This window comes from Chrysosporum bergii ANA360D (genome assembly GCF_029891735.1).
Lineage (GTDB): Bacteria > Cyanobacteriota > Cyanobacteriia > Cyanobacteriales > Nostocaceae > Umezakia > Umezakia bergii.
This window is the reverse complement of record NZ_JANQDH010000079.1, coordinates 17,117-38,155: the sequence shown is the minus strand read 5'-3', so window position 1 is coordinate 38,155 and position 21,039 is coordinate 17,117. Positions and strand designations below refer to the sequence as shown.

At 42.4% G+C, this 21,039-nt stretch carries 18 protein-coding genes; 13 read left to right on the top strand and 5 right to left on the bottom strand.

Annotation, left to right across the window (positions count from 1 at the left end; genetic code table 11):
* Window positions 1–43 precede the first annotated feature (43 nt).
* On the top strand, window positions 44–1,432 hold the full coding sequence (gene asnS / locus NWP17_RS12170) for an asparagine--tRNA ligase (protein WP_280655173.1): 1,389 nt from the start codon (window positions 44–46) through the stop codon (window positions 1,430–1,432).
* Between the two features lie 341 nt (window positions 1,433–1,773).
* Here the strand turns inward: asnS and NWP17_RS12165 are convergent, their stop codons facing one another.
* Window positions 1,774–2,451 (bottom strand): response regulator transcription factor, encoded by a 678-nt coding sequence (locus NWP17_RS12165; protein ID WP_280655189.1) that lies wholly within the window; start codon window positions 2,449–2,451, stop codon window positions 1,774–1,776.
* 274 nt (window positions 2,452–2,725) lie between these two features.
* Between NWP17_RS12165 and NWP17_RS12160 the strand changes: the two genes are divergently transcribed.
* The 11 genes from NWP17_RS12160 to NWP17_RS12110 all read left to right on the top strand — a co-directional run bounded on the left by NWP17_RS12160 (window position 2,726) and on the right by NWP17_RS12110 (window position 15,200).
* On the top strand, window positions 2,726–2,911 hold the full coding sequence (locus NWP17_RS12160) for a hypothetical protein (RefSeq protein ID WP_280655172.1): 186 nt from the start codon (window positions 2,726–2,728) through the stop codon (window positions 2,909–2,911).
* Window positions 2,912–3,344: 433 nt separating this feature from the next.
* Window positions 3,345–3,656, top strand: coding sequence for a co-chaperone GroES (groES, locus tag NWP17_RS12155; RefSeq protein WP_280655171.1), 312 nt, complete (start codon window positions 3,345–3,347; stop codon window positions 3,654–3,656).
* Window positions 3,657–3,775: 119 nt separating this feature from the next.
* Window positions 3,776–5,413, top strand: coding sequence for a chaperonin GroEL (groL, locus tag NWP17_RS12150; RefSeq protein WP_280655170.1), 1,638 nt, complete (start codon window positions 3,776–3,778; stop codon window positions 5,411–5,413).
* Window positions 5,414–5,573: 160 nt separating this feature from the next.
* Window positions 5,574–6,413 (top strand): urease accessory protein UreD, encoded by an 840-nt coding sequence (locus NWP17_RS12145; RefSeq protein WP_280655169.1) that lies wholly within the window; start codon window positions 5,574–5,576, stop codon window positions 6,411–6,413.
* Between the two features lie 34 nt (window positions 6,414–6,447).
* Window positions 6,448–6,750, top strand: coding sequence for an urease subunit gamma (gene ureA / locus NWP17_RS12140; RefSeq protein ID WP_280655168.1), 303 nt, complete (start codon window positions 6,448–6,450; stop codon window positions 6,748–6,750).
* Between the two features lie 54 nt (window positions 6,751–6,804).
* Window positions 6,805–8,010 (top strand): AAA family ATPase, encoded by a 1,206-nt coding sequence (locus NWP17_RS12135; protein ID WP_280655167.1) that lies wholly within the window; start codon window positions 6,805–6,807, stop codon window positions 8,008–8,010.
* Window positions 8,007–8,672, top strand: coding sequence for a DUF4276 family protein (locus NWP17_RS12130; RefSeq protein WP_280655166.1), 666 nt, complete (start codon window positions 8,007–8,009; stop codon window positions 8,670–8,672). The genes NWP17_RS12135 and NWP17_RS12130 overlap by 4 nt, the downstream gene beginning before the upstream one ends.
* Window positions 8,673–8,698: 26 nt before the next feature.
* A complete protein-coding gene (locus NWP17_RS12125; protein WP_280655165.1) occupies window positions 8,699–9,004 on the top strand; it encodes an urease subunit beta in 306 nt (101 codons plus the stop codon).
* 38 nt (window positions 9,005–9,042) lie between these two features.
* Entirely contained in the window at window positions 9,043–10,749 is a 1,707-nt protein-coding gene (gene ureC, locus NWP17_RS12120; RefSeq protein ID WP_280655164.1) for an urease subunit alpha, read from the top strand.
* 656 nt (window positions 10,750–11,405) lie between these two features.
* Complete coding sequence (locus tag NWP17_RS12115; RefSeq protein WP_280655163.1) at window positions 11,406–13,493, top strand: S8 family serine peptidase; 2,088 nt, start codon at window positions 11,406–11,408, stop codon at window positions 13,491–13,493.
* 324 nt (window positions 13,494–13,817) lie between these two features.
* Complete coding sequence (locus NWP17_RS12110) at window positions 13,818–15,200, top strand: aldehyde dehydrogenase (RefSeq protein ID WP_280655162.1); 1,383 nt, start codon at window positions 13,818–13,820, stop codon at window positions 15,198–15,200.
* Between the two features lie 172 nt (window positions 15,201–15,372).
* Here the strand turns inward: NWP17_RS12110 and rpmF are convergent, their stop codons facing one another.
* Together rpmF and NWP17_RS12100 are read right to left on the bottom strand one after the other, a co-directional pair.
* Entirely contained in the window at window positions 15,373–15,546 is a 174-nt protein-coding gene (gene rpmF, locus NWP17_RS12105) for a 50S ribosomal protein L32 (RefSeq protein ID WP_280655161.1), read from the bottom strand.
* 105 nt (window positions 15,547–15,651) lie between these two features.
* Window positions 15,652–16,209, bottom strand: coding sequence for a hypothetical protein (locus NWP17_RS12100; RefSeq protein ID WP_280655160.1), 558 nt, complete (start codon window positions 16,207–16,209; stop codon window positions 15,652–15,654).
* A gap of 144 nt (window positions 16,210–16,353) precedes the next feature.
* Between NWP17_RS12100 and NWP17_RS12095 the strand changes: the two genes are divergently transcribed.
* On the top strand, window positions 16,354–18,258 hold the full coding sequence (locus NWP17_RS12095; RefSeq protein ID WP_280655159.1) for a caspase family protein: 1,905 nt from the start codon (window positions 16,354–16,356) through the stop codon (window positions 18,256–18,258).
* 104 nt (window positions 18,259–18,362) lie between these two features.
* Here NWP17_RS12095 and NWP17_RS12090 read toward each other — a convergent pair whose 3' ends face one another.
* Together NWP17_RS12090 and NWP17_RS12085 are read right to left on the bottom strand one after the other, a co-directional pair.
* Window positions 18,363–18,740, bottom strand: coding sequence for a Mo-dependent nitrogenase C-terminal domain-containing protein (locus NWP17_RS12090; RefSeq protein WP_280655158.1), 378 nt, complete (start codon window positions 18,738–18,740; stop codon window positions 18,363–18,365).
* A 388-nt stretch (window positions 18,741–19,128) separates the two neighbouring features.
* A complete protein-coding gene (locus NWP17_RS12085; protein WP_280655157.1) occupies window positions 19,129–20,904 on the bottom strand; it encodes a ribonuclease J in 1,776 nt (591 codons plus the stop codon).
* Window positions 20,905–21,039: the final 135 nt, after the last annotated feature.

Genomic DNA, 21,039 nt, shown 5'->3' with positions numbered 1-21,039 from the left:
AATATCTGTGTGATCTAAGTTGACAAAAGAAAAGTTATATAGTATGAATCGACGAATTGCAGAAGTATTGCGGAGTGGTCAACCTGATGATTCTCTTGTAGTTCAAGGCTGGGTGAGAACGAAACGCGATTTAAAAGGCTTTGCTTTTATAGAAGTCAATGACGGCTCATCATTAGCTAATTTGCAAGTCGTGATCAATCAAGATTTGCCAGACTACGAAGAAACCATTAAAAAGCTGAATACAGGGGCATCTGTGGAAGTGACAGGGGTATTAGTGGCTTCTCAAGGTAAAGGACAGCGCATTGAATTAAAAGCCGAAGCAGTGAAAGTCTACGGTGAAGCCGATCCCGAAACCTATCCTCTACAAAAGAAACGCCACTCCTTTGAATTTTTACGCACAATAGGACATTTGCGATCGCGGACTAATTCTTTGAGTGCGGTCTTCCGGGTGAGAAACGCTTGTTCCACCGCCGTTCACGAATTTTTCCAAGAAAGGGGCTTTTTGTGGGTACATACACCTGTAATCACAGCTAACGACTGCGAAGGCGCGGGCGAATTATTCAGCGTTACCAGTCTCGACCTAAAAAACATTCCCCGCACAGAAAATCAACCTGTGGATTACAGCCAAGATTTTTTTGGTAAACCTACATACTTAACAGTTAGCGGTCAGTTAGAAGCAGAAGTCATGGCCATGGCATTTTCTAACGTCTACACCTTTGGTCCTACCTTCCGTGCAGAAAATTCTAACACCTCCCGCCACCTGGCGGAATTTTGGATGGTGGAGCCAGAAATGGCATTTTGTGACCTAAACGGTAATATGGATTTAGCCGAAGCATTTCTCAAACATATATTTAAAAATGTGTTAGAAAAATGCCCAGAAGACATGGAATTTTTTAACCTCCGTATTGATAATACTGTATTGGCAACAGCCGAGAATATTATTAATAATCAATTTGAACGCTTGACTTACACAGAAGCCATCAAATTATTAGAAAAAGCCGACGTTAAATTTGAATACCCAGTTAGTTGGGGGTTAGATTTACAATCCGAACATGAACGTTATCTAGCAGAAAACCTGTTTAAAAAACCCGTAATTGTCACAGACTATCCCGCGCAAATCAAAGCCTTTTATATGCGCTTAAATGAAGACGAACAAACTGTTCGCGCCATGGATATTCTTGTGCCTAAAATTGGCGAAATTATTGGTGGTTCCCAAAGAGAAGAACGCCTAGAAGTTTTAGAACGCCGTATTTTAGCCCAAGGAATGGAACCAAAAGATTTATGGTGGTATGTTGACTTACGCCGTTATGGTACGGTTCCCCATGCTGGTTTTGGTTTAGGCTTTGAAAGACTAGTCCAATTTATGACCGGGATGGGAAATATCCGCGATGTGATCCCGTTCCCCCGCACACCACAAAACGCCGAGTTTTAGTAGTGTATTATTTTGATCTGTATTCCTGCTCATGTAATTCATGTGGGGCTTAATACCAACTTTCCACTGAAGACCCATTGAGTTAATTTCATTTACGGAAGCCTAAAATTTAGGTGGGGAATGTAGTCATATTTTTAGGTGATATCCGGGTTGGAAGATAGCAGAAAAGGAATGTATCATAAACTATGAATTGTGAAGTTTGAATTAAAAAAATCTAAATTTAGCTTCACAATTCATAATCTATTAGTTTTCCATCTGAAGTCAAAATATCATCACCAGCTTGAGTTTTGAGTTAGGACAGAATAGCTCAAAACTCAAAACTTGACAAATCAGCAGCAGGTTTAAGCCATTTGATTTTCAATCGCCCAACGCGCTAGTTCAGTGCGGTTGTGGAGATTTGTTTTGCCCAACATATTGGACACATGGCTTTCAACTGTACGCTGACTAACATTTAATTCTTCAGCAATTTCTCGATTAGCTAAACCCCTAGCAACAAACTGTACTACTTTCAGTTCCGTGGGGGTCAACTGTACATCGAAAGGAACCTGAATGCGGGAACCGTTTTCTCCTCCTTTAGCTTGATGCTCTTTCCAACGGGTAGTTTGCTTCAGTGAAGATTCTACTTGTGCTACCAGTTCTTCTGGTTCAAAGGGCTTGACCATATATACGTCAGCGCCTTTATTCAGACCTTTAACTCGATCTGCACTTTGTCCCTTGGCGGAGAGGAAAAGTACCGGAATCCAAGCGGTGCGTTCAATTTGTCGGATTTGTTCTACAAAAGTATATCCGTCCATTTCCGGCATCATAACGTCACAGATGATCATATCTGGAATCTCTTGTTCAAGCATTTCCAGAGCTTCTCGTCCGTTTTCGGCAGTGTTGACTTCATAGCCTCTGAATTCCAGGTAATCCTTCACCAGCAAGATGAGGTTAGGGTCGTCATCAATTAGTAGAAGTCTTTTGTGATCTTTCATGCTGGGCTCTTTCATAGCAGTGGCACTTGTCGCGCTTCGTTCCATCAAGGTTTTAAGTGGTTATCCTTTGTGGTGGATCATTGAGATGTTGTCTGTCCTTTCTGTCTACTTAACTTGCCTTTGCTGTCTCGATGTCTCAACAGTAGTGATCACAGTCAGTGGTGACACTTTTGGTGGAGACGACTAGCTCATGGGCAAACTTCCGGTGAGGATACGTAGAGCAGTAGTATTGATAATGCGTTATTATAGATCGCTTTGAAGGTCGCGGGTGAAAAAAACACTGATTAAATCATTATCCTTCCCATTCACCAGGTAAGTGTTGGCTCAAGATCACCCTAACTTCAAAACAACCCGCGCTCTCATAGCCTTACTGCTTTACCATATCCTGCGGATGTCTACCCTCTATCAAAGTACTTACAAGCAAGTAGGGGAATCATCGGCAAAAGATGGGTTAAAAATGCACATTCTTCCACCACCATTATGCCTATCAAGTGTTTTGGGATGATTTGCTCAATAACTTCTGGTTTTGCTGGGCAACACCAGGCACCATCTGGGTAGAATACCATTATCGGTCTAGAACAAAAAACTCGCAAGCAGTTAACTGGAGTTTGAAGCAGACAAATGGGAAATGGTTTTGAGGCTGTTCAAGTGTTAGCTCTTGAATTGGCCTTGTTTTTGTCATCCCCCAAACACCAGACTAACTTGTTTTGTACAGAATTTATCAGCTTTCCGCCTCGGCACATAAATTTAGCCATATCAGAATATTCGTCACTGATTGACCAAAATCTGACCTATTCAAATAATCGAGTATTTGTACTTAGGTAATTCAGCCCTAGTCTTGTGCGGGAACCCGTACTCAACTAATTATTGCCATTGTATGCTGCTTTTGGGTACATTAGCACTCAGGAGTTGAGAGTGCTAACTCTGGAGAAATAAACATGGCAGCTGTAACTTTAAGCGTTTCTACAGTAAAACCCCTAGGCGATCGCGTTTTCGTAAAAGTGAGCGCCCCGGAAGAAAAAACCGCAGGTGGATTGTTCCTACCTGACAATGCTCAGGAAAAACCCCAAGTAGGCGAAGTTGTCGCACTTGGACCTGGCAAGCGTAATGATGACGGTAGCCGTCAAGAGTTAGACATTAAGGTCGGCGATAAGGTGCTGTACTCTAAGTACGCTGGCACTGACATCAAGCTGGGCACAGAAGAATATGTACTGCTGTCTGAAAAGGACATTTTAGCAGTTGTCAGCTAATGGGCAATGGGTAGAGACGCGATTGCTCGTGTCTGTACACAACCATGGGGAAGCCTAAAGCCTAACCCCCCAATTCTAAAATCCAAATTCTTTGACTTACTCCCGGAATTGAGACACCTATGGCAAAACGTATTATCTACAACGAAAACGCCCGTCGCGCCTTGGAGCGAGGCATCGACATCTTAGCTGAGGCCGTAGCTGTTACCCTTGGACCCAAAGGCCGTAACGTAGTCCTAGAAAAGAAATTTGGCGCACCTCAAATTGTGAATGACGGTGTAACCATTGCCAAAGAAATCGAATTAGAAGACCACATTGAAAACACTGGTGTAGCTTTGATTCGTCAAGCTGCTTCCAAGACCAACGACGCTGCTGGCGATGGTACCACAACCGCCACTGTTTTGGCTCATGCCATGGTCAAAGAAGGTTTACGCAACGTTGCTGCCGGTGCCAATGCAATTTTGCTGAAGCGCGGTATTGACAAAGCTACTGGCTTCTTGGTTGGGAAAATCGCTGAACACGCTCGTCCAGTAGAAGATTCTAAATCAATTGCCCAAGTTGCTTCCATTTCAGCTGGTAACGACGATGAAGTCGGTCAGATGATTGCCCAAGCAATGGACAAGGTAGGCAAGGAAGGGGTAATTTCCCTAGAAGAAGGGAAATCTATGACCACCGAGCTAGAAATTACCGAAGGGATGCGCTTTGACAAAGGCTACATCTCTCCTTACTTCGCTACCGATGCTGAACGCATGGAGGCAGTTTTTGATGAGCCTTTCTTGCTGCTAACCGATAAGAAAATTGCTTTAGTACAAGACCTCGTGCCGGTTTTAGAGCAAGTAGCTCGCGCTGGTCGTCCTTTGGTGATTATCGCCGAAGATATCGAAAAAGAAGCTTTAGCAACCTTAGTAGTTAACCGCTTGCGTGGTGTACTCAATGTTGCTGCTGTCAAAGCTCCTGGTTTTGGCGATCGCCGCAAAGCCATGCTAGAAGATATCGCTGTTCTTACCGGTGGTCAATTGATTACTGAAGATGCGGGTCTGAAGCTAGAAAACACCAAACTAGAAAGCCTGGGTAGATCTCGCCGTGTCACCATTACCAAGGACAACACCACAATTGTTGCCGAAGGTAACGAAACTGCGGTTAAAGCCCGTTGCGAACAAATCCGTCGTCAGATGGATGAAACCGAATCTTCTTACGACAAAGAGAAGCTGCAAGAACGTCTGGCTAAACTTTCCGGTGGTGTAGCTGTAGTGAAAGTAGGTGCAGCTACCGAAACCGAAATGAAAGATAAAAAGCTACGCCTAGAAGACGCAATCAACGCCACCAAAGCTGCTGTAGAAGAAGGTATCGTTCCTGGTGGTGGTACAACTCTAGCTCACCTCGCTCCTGGACTGGAAGGGTGGGCAAACACCAACCTCACAGGCGAAGAGTTGATTGGTGCTATGATTGTTGTCCGTGCTTTACCTGCGCCTCTAAAGAGAATTGCTGAAAACGCTGGTCAAAACGGTGCTGTTATTGCTGAACGTGTGAAAGAAAAAGAATTCAACGTTGGCTATAACGCTGCTACCAACGAATTCGTTGATTTATTAGGCGCTGGTATTGTTGACCCTGCCAAAGTAACTCGTTCTGCTCTGCAAAACGCCGCTTCTATCGCTGGTATGGTGTTGACAACCGAATGTATTATCGTTGACAAGCCTGAGCCTAAAGATGCTGCCCCTGCTGCTGGTGCTGGCATGGGTGGCGGTGACTTCGACTACTAATATTCTGTAGTCACATAAGTTAAAAAACAGCTGCTTCTCTCGTGGAGGCGGCTGTTTTCTGTATGGAGACTTTTTAGAAGTAGCAAAATTTTTTAAGGTGGCAAATCAACAATGTATTACGATAACTTATCGCTATCAATTGTGTTCAAGGACATTTGTAATGATTGTCAACAGTCCAATAGATAAAACTTGGCATGGCAAACTAAATTTAGTTTATGCCCATGGACTCAAGAGTACAGAGTTAATTCACAGTCACCATCAAGCACCCCTGAAAGTACAACGGCCTTTTTATCCAGAGGGTGAAAAAATTTGTCATAGTGTGATATTACATACTGCCGGGGGAGTAGTGGGAGGCGATCGCCTGTCTTATCACCTCCACTTGCAAAACAATGCACAGGCTTTAATTACCACAGCCGCAGCCAGTAAAATATACCGCAGCAATGGATTACAAGCCAGGCAAAATATTGAGATTAAAATTGATACTGGTGGTTGTTTAGAGTGGCTACCCCAAGAAACAATTTTGTTTAATGGGGCAGTTTATCGCCAAGATTTGCTGGTAGAATTAGCACCCGGAGCCAGTTGGTTAAGTTGGGAAATTACCCGATTTGGTCGCACTGCCAGAGGAGAAAAATTTTTACAAGGAGAATGGCGATCGCACACGGAAATTTGGCAGCAAGGCGTTCCCTTGTGGATTGATCGCCAATGGTTACCGGGTAACCAGGAAGTGTTCCACAGTCCTCATGGTTTGGCTGGACAACCAATAGCAGGTAGTCTGGTGTGGGTGGGAAGTCCAGTTTCTAGGGAAATTTTGGACAAAGCCCGAAACTTATGGCATGGTTCTGGAGAAGTTGGGGTTACTCGGTTACAAAATGGATTTTTGTGTCGATATCGTGGTTCTTCTACATCTGAGGTGAGAAACTGGTTTATAACTGTGTGGGAGTTGCTGCGAGGATCTTTTTTACATCGTAGTGGCTGTATCCCCAGAGTATGGCAGGTTTAAGCTAACCGGCGCAGAGAAAACAGAGGAGCAAAAAATGCAACTGACACCACAGGAAAAAGATAAGTTATTGATTTTTACTGCTGCTTTGTTGGCGGAAAGACGTAAAAATAGGGGTCTGAAGTTAAACTATCCCGAAGCTGTCGCCTATATTTCCGCAGCTATTTTGGAAGGTGCAAGAGATGGGCAAACAGTGGCAGATTTGATGAGTTATGGCACAACCTTGTTAACAAGAGATGATGTGATGCCTGGTATACCAGAAATGGTCCATGAGGTCCAGGTAGAAGCAACTTTTCCTGATGGTACAAAACTGGTAACTGTGCATAATCCTATTCGTTAGGAAAACACAACTTAATATAGAAGAAAGAGAAGGTCAGTCAAATGGAGGGAAAAAATGCTATCGTCATATAGATTGACTGAGGTAAATATTCAAGGTTATCGACCTTTTAGAGATTTTACAGCGCCATTACAACCTCTAGAAATTATTGTTGGCGCTAATGGTGCTGGAAAATCAAGTTTGTTTGAATTCCTCAAATTTTTACGAGATAGTCTTTATCAAGATATACCACCTGAAATAGTTACTGGTTCTATTGGTCAACAGATTTTTCATATTCCTGGTCCGGAAAAGTTTCAATGGAATATAGAAATTGCTACAGATCATCCTGTGGGTATGAGATATTTAGGGGAACTTATGGGTCCGGTTGGTCGAACTCAAGTATCCTATGAGCGTGTAGAGTCTTCTCAACCTTTTAGTGATCAATACCCTAATCCATACATATATATGAATATTCAAGGGAATAAAGGTGTGATTCGAGAACCTGGAGAAACTGGATTTACACGAGTCAAAATAGAACCAGACATAGAACAAGATATTGCTTTAAAGCGTCATAATCAACTAACGCTGAGTGCAATGACCAATCCATCGCTGGAAGCATTATATAACTTACGTGAATATATTCGTAATTGGAGGTTTTATAGTTCCTTCAACATAGCAAATGATAAAATTCGTAAATCAGTTCCCCTAGAACAAGAACCAGTATTACGCGAAGATGCAGGTAACTTAAGTTCAGTGATACATTATTTAATGACTGAACATAGACCAGAGTTTGAGCAACTACAACAACACTTACGTTCGGTAATTCCCGGTTTTAAAGGTTTAACAGTCAAAGCTCGTGGTGGACCAGGAGAAGTCATAGCTTTTTGGCAGGAATCCGGAATTGATCAAGATTTAAGTCTCGCTGACTTATCAGATGGAATTTTGCGTTTAATTGGTTGGATTTGCCTTTGTGTACAGCCAAATCCACCATCTTTAATTTGTATTGATGAACCAGATCAAGGTGTACATCCTCGGACACTACCTGTTCTTGCAGCTTTATTTGAAAAAGCTTCTGAACGTACTCAAATTATCTTAGCTACTCATGCTTCTTACTTTCTGACACAGTTCGATATTTCTCAAATTGCTGTAATTAGAAAAGAAAATGGAGAAGCAAAGTTTATTAAACCTGGAAATTCACAAGTTTTAATTGATATGCTAGATGATTTTGGTTCAGATGAAATAGAACAGCTACACCGTAGTGATGAATTAGAGAGGCTACCATGAAAGTTGAAATTTATGTAGAAGGCACATCTGATAAACTAGCAATGGAAGCACTATTAAAAACTTTAATCGATCAGAAAATTCAACAGGGTATTATCATCAGATTTTTTGCAGTTAAGGGAAATAATAATGAGAGAGGAGGAGATGCTAAAATAGAGTTACTAACAAAGACACCCACCAAAGCAGTCAACATTATCTGCAATCAGCCAGATTCAATTGTGGTAGTCATGCCGGATTTATATCCCAAGAACAAAGGCTTTGAGCATGAAACAATTCAAGAAATGGAAAATGGGATATTAAATGAGTTTGATAAAGTATTAAAGTCTAAAAACATAAATGATGTTAGGTTAAGAGAAAGGTTTAGAGTTTTTTGCTTTAAACATGATTTGGAAACATTAATTTTAGCGGCGGAATCACAATTAACAAACCTACTTAGTGTTAATCCTTTACCCATAAAATGGACAAGACCAGTTGAAGAACAAAATCATCATGAGCCACCGAGAAGAATTGTAGAGCAAATTTTTAAGAAATGTGGCAAAAAATATAAAGGTACTGTAGATGCACCAAACATATTACAAAGTGCTAGATATGAGGATATTGCCGAATTATGTCCTCAAGCTTTCAAACCATTTGTAGAATTTTTGCAAAATTTGCCAAATTTATAAATCAGGTAAATAAGGAAAATTATGTTATGATTCCAGGACAGATTATCACGCCAGATGGTGAAATAGAGTTAAACGCCAATCGTCCTACTATAAAATTACAAGTTGGCAATACAGGCGATCGCCCCATTCAAGTTGGTTCACATTTTCACTTTTATGAAGTGAATGCAGCATTGAGTTTTCCTCGAGAACAAGCACGGGGAATGCGCCTTGATATTCCCGCAGGAACAGCAGTGAGGTTTGAACCAGGGGATATAAAAGAAATTACTTTAGTACCTTTAGTTGGTAGTCGGCAAGTTTACGGCTTTAACAATAAAGTTAATGGCCATATCTAAACTCCTCTTATTATAACCTCAACCCAAAAAATCCTATCATGCCTTACAGAATCTCTCGTCAAGCCTACGCAGAAACCTACGGTCCCACAGTGGGCGATCGCATCCGATTAGCAGACACAGAATTATTTATACAAGTTGAACAAGACTTCACCACTTATGGCGACGAAGTGAAATTTGGCGGGGGTAAAGTTATCAGAGATGGAATGGGACAATCCCCCATTGCCAACGCCGATGGAGCAGTAGACTTAGTAATTACTAACGCCTTAATACTAGACTGGTGGGGTATTGTTAAGGCAGATATAGGCATTAAAGACGGCAAAATTTTCAAAATCGGTAAAGCCGGCAATCCCTACATTCAAGACAATATAGATATTATTATTGGACCGGGTACAGAAGCCCTAGCCGGGGAAGGCATGATTCTCACAGCAGGCGGTATTGATAGCCACATTCATTTTATTTGCCCCCAACAAATAGAAGTAGCCATCGCCTCCGGTATTACTACCATGATTGGCGGTGGTACTGGACCTGCCACCGGCACAAACGCCACCACCTGCACCCCAGGACCTTGGAACCTATACCGGATGTTACAAGCTGCTGACGCTTTCCCTGTTAACTTAGGTTTTTTAGGTAAAGGTAATACCAGCCAACCCAAAGGAATTGTAGAACAAGTCTTAGCCGGTGCCATGGGGTTGAAGCTACATGAGGACTGGGGAACTACCCCAGCCACCATTGATACTTGTCTCACTGTTGCTGATGAGTATGATGTCCAAGTAGCAATTCATACTGACACCTTAAACGAAGCCGGATTTGTAGAAGATACCATAGCCGCCTTTAAGCATCGCGCCATCCACACCTACCACACCGAAGGCGCAGGGGGTGGACACGCACCAGATATTATCAAAGTTTGTGGGCAAAGCAACGTTTTACCATCTTCCACTAATCCCACACGCCCTTACACCATCAACACTTTAGAAGAACACTTAGATATGTTGATGGTGTGCCATCACCTGGATGCCAACATTCCCGAAGATGTGGCCTTTGCCGAGTCTCGCATTCGTCGAGAAACCATCGCTGCTGAAGATATTCTGCACGACTTAGGGGCATTTAGTATGATTGCTTCTGATTCCCAAGCCATGGGGCGAGTGGGAGAAGTGATAATTCGCACTTGGCAAACCTCCCATAAAATGAAAGTACAACGGGGAAGCCTTCCCGGAGAGGAACTAGCAGATAATAACCGTGTAAAAAGATATGTTGCTAAATACACAATTAACCCAGCTATTACACATGGAATTGCTAAATATGTGGGTTCAGTGGAAGAAGGGAAACTAGCAGATTTATGTTTGTGGCGACCGGCATTTTTTGGTGTCAAACCAGAAATTGTGATTAAAGGTGGCATGATTGCTTGGTCACAGATGGGCGATGGTAATGCTAGTATTCCCACACCTCAACCTGTGCATACCCGACCCATGTTTGGCAGTTTTGCCGGGGCGCGTCACGCTACATCTTTAACTTTTGTTTCTCAAGCCGCTTTAGAAAGGGAAGTTCCCCGCCAGTTGGGATTACGCAAATCTACTGTGGCGGTTTCCGGGACACGCCAAATAAGTAAAGGAGATATGAAGCTAAATGACGCTCTACCTCACATTGAAGTAGATCCAGAAACCTATGAAGTTAGGGCTGATGGTGAATTGCTGATTTGTCAACCTGCAACTGTTTTGCCAATGGCACAAAGATATTTTTTGTTTTAGTTCATAGTTTCTTAGCAAATACCCCACCCCCCAGGAACATCTGGGGGTTTTTTATGTGCTTTTAGTCTAAAGTCGAGATTTAATTTGTATAACCCTAGGGAAGATGCCGGCACTACCTATATTGATCAAGTATTGATCAAGTACAAATGATTGGATTTAGCTGATTAAGAGCTTATCAATTACTTTAAAATCATACTTATGTTACTGATTTATACGCAAAGTTTGTAGTAATAAGCAATAGCAAACCGGAAATAAATTAGCCCCTGGTTGCAATTTAAGGGTTTTCTCGGTCAATTATGTCAATCTTGAAAAGATTGTAATAAGAAGTTGTCTGTACCATTTAAATCACTTTTTCTATGTTAAATTGAGTAAGTGTGATAGATGCTGCATTAAGTTTACATTCAGGCAGTTAGTTAAAAGTGCCACTGCATCAAACAGAAAAGATGCTAATTCGTCTTGATCAAGTAAGTAAGTGGTTCGTGGTTGGTTAGGGAACATTCTTGAAGTCAACCTTGAACCAGCAGCGTATTAACCAATATCCCAAGAACTGCGAATAGCTCAAACTATCTCGTGGTGACTTCAACCCCCAAATTTATCTGGGAAACAGTTAGGAATTTGCCAACTGGAAAAATTTTTTTAAATTAGGAGTTCTTTCCATGACAATAGATGATTATGCTAATAACACCACCACCACAGGCCGTCTCAATGTGGGAGGGTCTATAACGGGGAACTTAGAGACAAGAGGCGATCGCGATTGGTTTCGGGTTGAACTACAAGCAGGGACTGAATATCAGTTTAACCTGAATGGCAACACCCTCAGTGATACCTATCTGCGTCTGTTGGATAGCAACGGTAACTTAGTCACATACAATGACGATGCTAACGGCTCCCGTAATTCTCAGATTGTCTTCACTGCCAACACATCAGGGACATTCTACCTCTCTGCCGGCTCTTTCTACGATTGGTACAGAGGTACATACACCCTTTCTTCTACTGTCCTTTCCGACGACTATGCTAATAACACCACCACCACAGGCCGTCTCAATGTGGATGGGTCTATAACAGGGAACTTAGAAACAAGAGGCGATCGCGATTGGTTTCGGGTTGAACTACAAGCGGGGACTGAATATCAGTTTAACCTGAATGGCAACACCCTCAGTGATACCTATCTGCGCCTGTTGGATAGCAACGGCAACTTAGTTACCGAGAATGACGATGCTAACGGCTCCTATAATTCTCAGATTGTCTTCAGAGCAAATACATCAGGAACATACTACCTCTCTGCCGGCTCTTTCTCCGATTGGTACAGAGGTACATACACCCTTTCTTCTACCGTCCTTTCCGTTGCTCCCCAAGACGACTATGCTAATAACACTACCACGAGAGGACGTGTTAATGTCGATGGGTCCATAACAGGGAACTTAGAAACCGAAGGCGATCGCGATTGGTTTGCCATTGACCTACAACAAGGATCTGTCTATCATTTTAACCTGAATGGCAACACCCTCAGTGATACCTATCTGCGTCTGTTGGATAGCAACGGGAACGTCATAGCCTACAATGACGATGCCAACAGCTCTCGTGATTCTCAGATTATCTTCAGATCAAATACATCGGGAACATACTACCTTTCAGCCGGCTCGTATAATGATTCCTTCACAGGTACATACACCCTTTCTTCTAGCCTCCGATCTACGGATTACAGTGAGATCACTGGCTACGGCGAAACCAGAGTAGATTTAGCCTTAGCGCAACTACTAGGTGTAAATGTACCAAGGGTCAGTGATTTAGGAGGTAACAGCTGGGGTCTCGATCGTATTGGTGCCCCTGAAGCATGGGCTATGGGCTACAGAGGGCAAGGTACAGTGGTGGCTGTGCTAGATACTGGTGTAGATTGGACTCACTCAGACCTCAATGATAATATCTGGATCAATACCGACGAAATTGCTGGAAATGGTATTGATGATGACCGCAACGGCTATATTGATGATGTCCGTGGCTGGGACTTTGCCAATCGGGACAACAACCCCAATGATGTGCAAGGTCACGGTACTCATGTAGCCGGCACTATTGCTGCTGAAGCCAATAACATTGGCATCTCTGGTGTAGCCCCGGATGCCAAAATTATGGCAGTCAAGGTACTTGGTGATGATGGGTCAGGTTATATTACAGATATTGCTGCTGGTATCCGCTATGCCGTAGACAACGGCGCTCATGTGATTAATATGTCCCTCGGAGGCGGTGGGGTAAATCCAACAATCAACAGCGCCATCCAGTATGCCACCTCTAGAGGTTCATTGGTTGTTATGGCTGCTGGCAATTCAGGGGGGGATAGCCCAGAGAATCCTGGTGCTTACGCAGCAGAAAATGGCTTAGTAGTAGGTGCAATAAATAGTAATGGTGACATTGCTGGTTTCTCTAATCGCGCTGGGGGTGAGCAAGATTTCAACGGTGATGGACTAAGAGTACCCAACTATGTCACAGCAGCAGGGGTTAGTGTGTATTCCACAGTTCCTGGTGGTGGCTTTGCACGTTATAGCGGTACTTCTATGGCAACGCCTCATGTTGCAGGTGCAGCAGCAATTTTAATGGGTGCAGCGCCTAATCTCTCTCCTGCCCAAGTAGCGGACCTTATTACTGGAACAGCAGTACAGGGAGGTTCTGGTGCATTATCCTCTACACCACAGCCTACTAGTCCCCAGACTGCGGGGTTAGAGAGCGGCACTTTCTATGCTTGGGTTTGATATCAAGCCAGACATAAATTATTAGACATCTCTTAGGTGTCTTAGGTGTACCATTGTAGAGACGCTCCATGGAACGTCTCTACTTTCTTGGTGGTGGAGGTTTGCTTGATTACTTAATAAGTCAAGGAGGAGTGTAATGACTGTAGTAAACATAAGTGATTTAACGAACATAGTATAAATCAGTAGGAATATATAGGATTGCTTCAACAGGTGAGATACAAATGTAAATGATCGTCTTGTAGTGTGGGCATCTTGCCCGCTAAGTATGTACCTAGTTACGTGAAGGGTGCTATAAAATTATTAATAAGTAACAAAATATGAAATATGATTACTCAAGAGTTATCCAATGTGGCGGCAATTATCCGGAAGCAGCGTGATTTTTTTCAGACTGGTCAAACAAAAAATATTGCTTTTCGCCTTGAACACCTGAAAATTCTTAAACAAGCAATAGTTACAAATAAACAACCAATTATTCAAGCATTACACGCTGATTTACGCAAACCAGAATTTGAAAGTTATGCCACAGAAATTGGTGTAGTCAATGAAATTGATTACGCTATCAAACATCTCAAGTCCTGGAGTCAGCCTAAAAAAGCCCCAGTGCCGGGTAAGTTTTTCCCATACTCAGCTAAAATTTATCCAGAACCCCTAGGAGTTGTTTTAATTATCGGACCTTGGAATTATCCGTTACAACTGATGATCTCACCATTAGTAGGTTCCATAGCTGCGGGAAATTGTACAATCCTCAAACCCTCAGAAATTGCCCCCCATACTTCCAGTTTGTTAGCTGAGATCATGGGCAAGTATTTTAACCCAGATTATATTGCTGTGGTAGAAGGAAGTGTAGAAACCAGTCAACAACTCCTAGCAGAAAAGTTCGACCATATCTTTTTTACTGGTGGTACAGCTGTTGGCAAAATCATCATGGCAGCAGCAGCTAAACATCTGACACCAGTTACTTTAGAATTAGGTGGGAAAAGTCCTTGTATTGTTGATACTGAAATTAATGTAGAACACACGGTTAAACGAATTGTTTGGGGCAAATTTCTCAATGCTGGACAAACTTGTATTGCTCCTGATTATCTTTTAGTTAATGGAAAAATCAAACAAGATTTAGTGGATGGCATGAAAAAATGCCTGATAGAATTTTATGGAGATAATCCGGCAAATAGTCCAGATTATGCCCGAATTATCAACCAGAAACAATTTGACAGGTTGGCTAACTTGCTCAAAGATGGCCAGATTATTATTGGCGGAGAAACTAACCCTGGGGAACTTTATATCGCCCCTACCTTACTGGATCATGTTTCCTTAACAGATAAAGTTATGCAAGAGGAAATCTTTGGTCCTATCTTGCCGATAATTGAATATAAGGATATCACAGAAGCGATCGCTTTAATTAACTCCCGACCAAAACCTCTGGCTTTATATTTATTTACTCAAAATCACAATTTGCAAAAACAAGTTTTACAACAAACTTCATCAGGTGGCGTTTGTCTCAATGACACAATTATGCAAGTTGGGATCTCATCTTTGCCTTTTGGTGGTGTGGGTGATAGCGGAATTGGTAATTATCATGGTAAGGCTAGTTTTGACACTTTTTCCCATTACAAAAGCGTGTTAAAAAATTACTTTTGGCTGGATTTAAACTGGCGATATGCTCCCTATCAAGGCAAATTATCAGCTTTAAAGAGAATTATTGGCTAAAGTGCAAAAAATTTTTTTGGATAATGAGTAACAGGTTTACCCTACTCATTACCCTTTTTTTTACTGAAGATTCACCATTAATAATCTGATCACGCCAGCCCAGAAAAAGCCTAGATACAGCATTCATAAAAGTATTAGTAAATCTGAAAGTTGGCTTTTCCTGACTGGGTAATTATGATTCTTCTTCCTCTTCTTCAGTGGTGGGATAGATAAAGGTAGAACGTCCAGACAAAATTGATTTGCCCATAGAAATGGCCTTTTGAGCCTCAACGGCAGCTTTTTGTCTCCAAGTGGCTCGACGTTTATCTCGTTTGGATTTGGATGTTTTCTTCTTAGGAACAGCCATAGTAGCGGATATCGCAATTTTTGACAACCTTTCTATTCTAGTCCATCAATTCCACTTTGAAGAGGGCAGAAACTGGAAATTGGGATTTCCGAGTTTTTTTACCATCTACTGTTTTGCTTTCTGGGGCGGAGAATCAGCAGAATTTTCTGTGACATTGACAGGACTGTCGGCTGCATCAATCATAGGGGCTGGTTGATTTTTCTGCGAAATTGGTGGTTTCGCATCAAATAAAAGGAGCGATCGCGCTGTTTTGAAGTAAGTAGCCCAACGTTGAGGGTCGGGGCTTGTGCGCCATTGCTGGCGACTAACTTCTAAAGCCAAAACAGGAGCCATGGAACCATAACTTTCTACAGTGACGATTACGGACACATCTGTAGTTAATATGTCTTTGTCAAAGCTACGTTGAGCAGCGGCCCGTGAAACCGCTTCTGCTCTCCGCAATATACTTTCATAGCTTTCGTCTCCAAGCCGATTAATCTTCAGATCAACTCTAGCAGTATAAGCACGAACTATTTGGGGAGCCATGGCTTCTGTTAAAGTCCACACAGAAATGGGGGAGAAAAGTAAAACAGCTAACGGAAAAATCCGGATCTTTTTGGCAATTTGGCCAATAAATGGAAAGGAGATGATCAATGATAGTTGATGAGCAATACTCCTGGTCATAAACCGATAACTCCTTATTGATTACCTGTAATTTGATTCTTTCTAAGCATGATTATCTAAGTTTACTGTAATAAAAACTGCTGATCAGTGAGTCAAGCGATCATATTCTCCGCACAGCAAAAACTACAACCTACAAAAAGCGGGATGGCAAACTACTGGGCGATTACAATTGGCATCAATCAATATCAGTTATTTCAACCTTTACGGTGCGCTCAAGCAGATGCGGAAGTGCTCAACAATTTTTTGGTGCAAGAAGGAGGTTTAAGCCAGCAACACTGTCTGTTAATGACAGATTCTTCCCCACCTATGAGGGAGAGATCCACCTATCCCACCAAACAAAATATTCTCGTGTTGCTGGAAGATTTGACAGCCACTTGTTGGCAACCACAAGACCATCTATGGTTATTCTTTAGCGGTTATGGAGTGAGTTACAAGGGCAAAGATTACTTAATGCCAGTGGAAGCAAATCCGGAATTAGTAGAAGAAACTGGTATAGAAATGCGATCGCTAATGCAAAGTTTACAATTAGCCCAAATTAATACATTGCTCCTGCTTGATATTAACCGTGCTTTTGGTAGTCAAGCAGATAGTCCTGTGGGACTAGAAATTATGGAACTTGCCCAAGAATTGCAAATTGCCACTATTGTTTCTTGCCAATGTGATCAATTCTCCCATGAAAGTGGAGAACTAGGTCACGGATTCTTCACCGCAGCATTATTAGAGGCTTTGCGTTCTCGTCAAGCTAGTAACTTAACTGACTTAGAAAGCTATATAAGTCTTCTCACCCCAGAATTATGCCAACACTACTGGCGACCTGCACAAAACCCCGTTACCATTTTTCCATCTTACCCACAACCATTATTGCCGCAGGTTGAGTTGCCAAAGGGAAAACAACTACTTTCCAGCACCATAGCCACCAGTGCTGCGGAACAACTTATTTTTCCTGACGAAAGTTTTGCTGTTGCAATTACAGCCCCCCCTCTATTAACCACGACCCAAAACAGGCCAGGACTGGGTGTGGAAACCAGCCTCGCTGGCACATCCTCATCAGTGAATTTATCCAAGTTCATACCACCCATGGGCAAGTTAGAACAACAACCACTTTCCAGCTTGTCTAAAGAGCAGTACCAGCAGGAAAAAAACCCGGTGAACAACCGAATGGCTACAGGGAAAAGGTTTATCCCCCGTGGGCAAGGTGATGTTTCTTCTGGTTCTAAGCATCAGGCAAATACCCCTTTATGGAAACAGTTTTTATTTTGGGGAGGAGGCACTATGTTGGTAGTGGCTTTAATTTCTGTAGTTGCTCTTCGCAATCAAGCCAGATTTTTACAAGTCAAAAAAATATCACCTCCATCAAGTAATACTGCTATCCCTGAAACATCACCAGTAACCCTGAGATCAAAAAACCAATCTAGCCCCCAAATTACTGCTCAATCTGAGTCTGAAAAGCGAAGTCAAGCAGTTTTAGAATTAGGCAAAATGTCTCTGCAAGCCACTCAACCTGGTGATTTAGCCAAGGCCATCGCCACTGCTAGCAAAATTCAACCCAGTGAACCACTCTACCAACAAGCTCAGGACAATATTCAAATTTGGACTCGCATGATTCTAGACTTGGCAGAAGATCGCGCTCAAGAAAAACAATATAAAAATGCCATTGCTGCTGCTCAATTAGTTTCTCCAGACCAAGACCTTTATCCTCAAGCACAAGCAGCAATTAGCCAATGGCAATTAGAAGCTGAACAATATATCGGTAATCAAACTGTTTTAGATGCAGCCCAAGCTTTAATTAAACCCAGACAAGCATCAACATATAATCGCGCCATTGAAGTCGCTAGAAGAGTCCCACCGGGTCAACCAGGATTTGACAGCGCCCAAAAATTAATTAATCAATGGAGTGAGGAAATTTTACAACTGGCCAAGAGTCGAGCCGAAAAAGGCAATATTAAAGCAGCAATTGAAACGGCTACTTTAATCCCAGAGGTGACAGCTGTTTACGAAGACGCTCAAGCAGCCATCCGCAAATGGCAGAGTACAAAAATTCAAAATTGAAGTATTGGGAACAGGGAATAGGGTTTTGAGGAAATGAGTTAGGAATAATTAATTATTCCTAACTCTTAACTTTTGAGTCTAGATGTTACAATTAGCATCCAGTATTAACAGTAGTGGGATATATCCTCACCACATTCGTCGGCAAGGTAGCACAACGCTCGGAAGCGTAAAGCAACTACTTCTTCAAACAAGGGATTGAGTTTACACATAGGGGGGATGTGAAACAAAGTTTTCCCGAATAATTTGACATCGCGCTCAAAAGGACATTGAGCAGGAATCAGTTTGCACAAGCGGTGAGCTAGTTGGCGATTATTGATTTTAATATTTTCTATCCTCTGGCGCAGGGGTCGGAGAATATCACCCTGAAATTGAGGAGTGGAATGGTTTAACTGGGTTACAGGAGCTTTACTAGTCTCTGTTTGGTTAATAGATACCCAGCTGGCCAGAAAAAACTTTTTTGTGGTACTTTCAAATACCTTCATGATCAGTCCTCTGTGTTAATGAGGGTATTCACCTCTAGTTGTAAATATATACAACCTGTTACTGCTGTTTCCTGAAAAAATCGTCTTCTGACTAAGTTATAATAGGTCTTACAGTAGCCACTTATGTCAGAACCCAATTCATTACTACGTCAAGTTAATCGCAATTTTCGCGGGATCGGTAGTGTAGTAATCTAATCTTATTTATAACTTGACACACTTTAAATTTTAATAAAGTCATCTGTCATTGGACAGGTTCAACGGTAATTGTTACATAAGTTAACATTGTCCCGATTTTCCTTTAAACCTAATAGTTCGCCATGCAAAAAAAGCCTGCTTAGGCAGGCTTCGTTGCTGTGGCTACACCCTCAAGGGTGAGAGGAATTGTTGATTATGATGCGACTTTGGCAGTGGTGCGAGTGCGCCGCCTTCTACCATCGGCAACTGTCACGGGTGGTTCTTCTGGAATTTGCATCAATAATGTCAGGGTTGGTTGACATTGCAATTCTCGCCGGATGGAGCGTTGCAATTCTCGTTCTAACATTTCCTGCAATCCACCCCAGTCTACTTCTGTTCTTTGACCTTCACAGGGTGGTTGAGCAAAATCTGACCAACGCACGGTGAGCATTTCTTCAATGCGCTGTTGTACCCATTTTTGGATCAGCGATCGCTCTACACCAGTAACGACACCCCGGAGATGAGTTTCTGGTTTAGCCAATAGTTTGCCATTCCAATCAATGGCCGCAGCAATAGTGATAATGCCTTCTTCTGACATTTGTTGTCGTTCTTGCAAGACCTTGGCGCTGACCATTCCCGAACTAGTAGTATCCACCAGTTCTATACCCGATGGTACTTTACCAGCCACACAGATGGAATCCTGTGTTAGTTCCACTATATCGCCATTGTTGATGATCACCATATTTTCGGCGGGAATGCCCATACTTTGGGCTGTTTCCGAGTGTTTTACTAACATTCGATGTTCACCGTGGAATGGCACAAAGAATTTAGGACGAGTTAAGGCAATCATCAGTTTTTGTTCTTCCTGACAACCGTGTCCAGAAACGTGAATACCTTTATCCCGTCCATAAACCACTTTTGCCCCTTGAAGCATCAATTTATCAATGGTGTTAACCACTGCGATAGTGTTGCCAGGAATGGGGTTAGCAGAGAATAGTACCGTGTCCCCGGGGCGAATTTTCAGTTGGGAATGTTCCTTGTTGGCAATGCGGGTCATGGCTGCCATTGTCTCACCCTGAGAGCCAGTCGTTAAAATCAGGACTTTTTCATCTGGCAGAGTACGTACTACTTGCAATGGCTGTAGTAGACTGTCTTCACACTTGATGTAACCTAGGTTGCGGGCATGAGCAATCAAATTGAGCATAGAACGACCCACAACCGATACTACCCGATTATGCTTCTGTGCTAACTCCAAAATCATATTGATGCGATGCACGCTGGAAGCAAAGGTGGTGACAAATAAGCGACCAGTAGCATTACCAAATTCCCTGTCCAGGTTGGGGTAAACTGAACGTTCCGAAGGTGTATATCCTGGTACTTCTGAGTTTGTAGAATCACTCAACAAACACAGTACACCTTGTTCGCCGTGTTCTGCTAACCTTTGTAAATCGAAGTTTTCCCCATCTACCGGTGTATGGTCGATTTTAAAGTCCCCTGTGTGGATGACCACCCCTAAAGGCGTATGAATTGCCACTGTAAAGCTATCGGCAATAGAGTGAGTGTTGCGGATATATTCTACAAAGAAATGTTGACCAATCCGTACCACATCACGCGGTTTAACTGACCTTAACTCAGTGCGATCGCGCACTCCTGCTTCTTCTAATTTTCCCTCTAGCATTGCCATTGCCAGTCTGGGACCATAAATTACAGGTATATCAAATTGCTTGAGATGAAAAGCGATACCGCCGATATGGTCTTCATGACCGTGAGTGACGATCATGCCTTTAATTTTCTGGCGGTTCTCCCGTAGATAGGTTGTATCTGGCAGGACAATATTTACCCCCAGCATTCCTTTGGTGGGAAAGGCTAGACCAGCATCTAAAAGAACAATTTCGTCCTCGTACTCAAACACACAGGTGTTTTTGCCAATTTCATGCAAACCGCCCAAAGGAATAATTTTTAGGGCAGATTTAGTTTCGCTATTTACCATTTTCTCCTTGTATTGTTGTTAGGTTTTCAGCTTTAATCACTTCAAATTCACCGAGCCTGTCATCCAAGAAAATACTACCTTTGTATTTTACAGTAGCTAATTTTCCTGGGTATTCTCAGTATTTAATAAACCGAT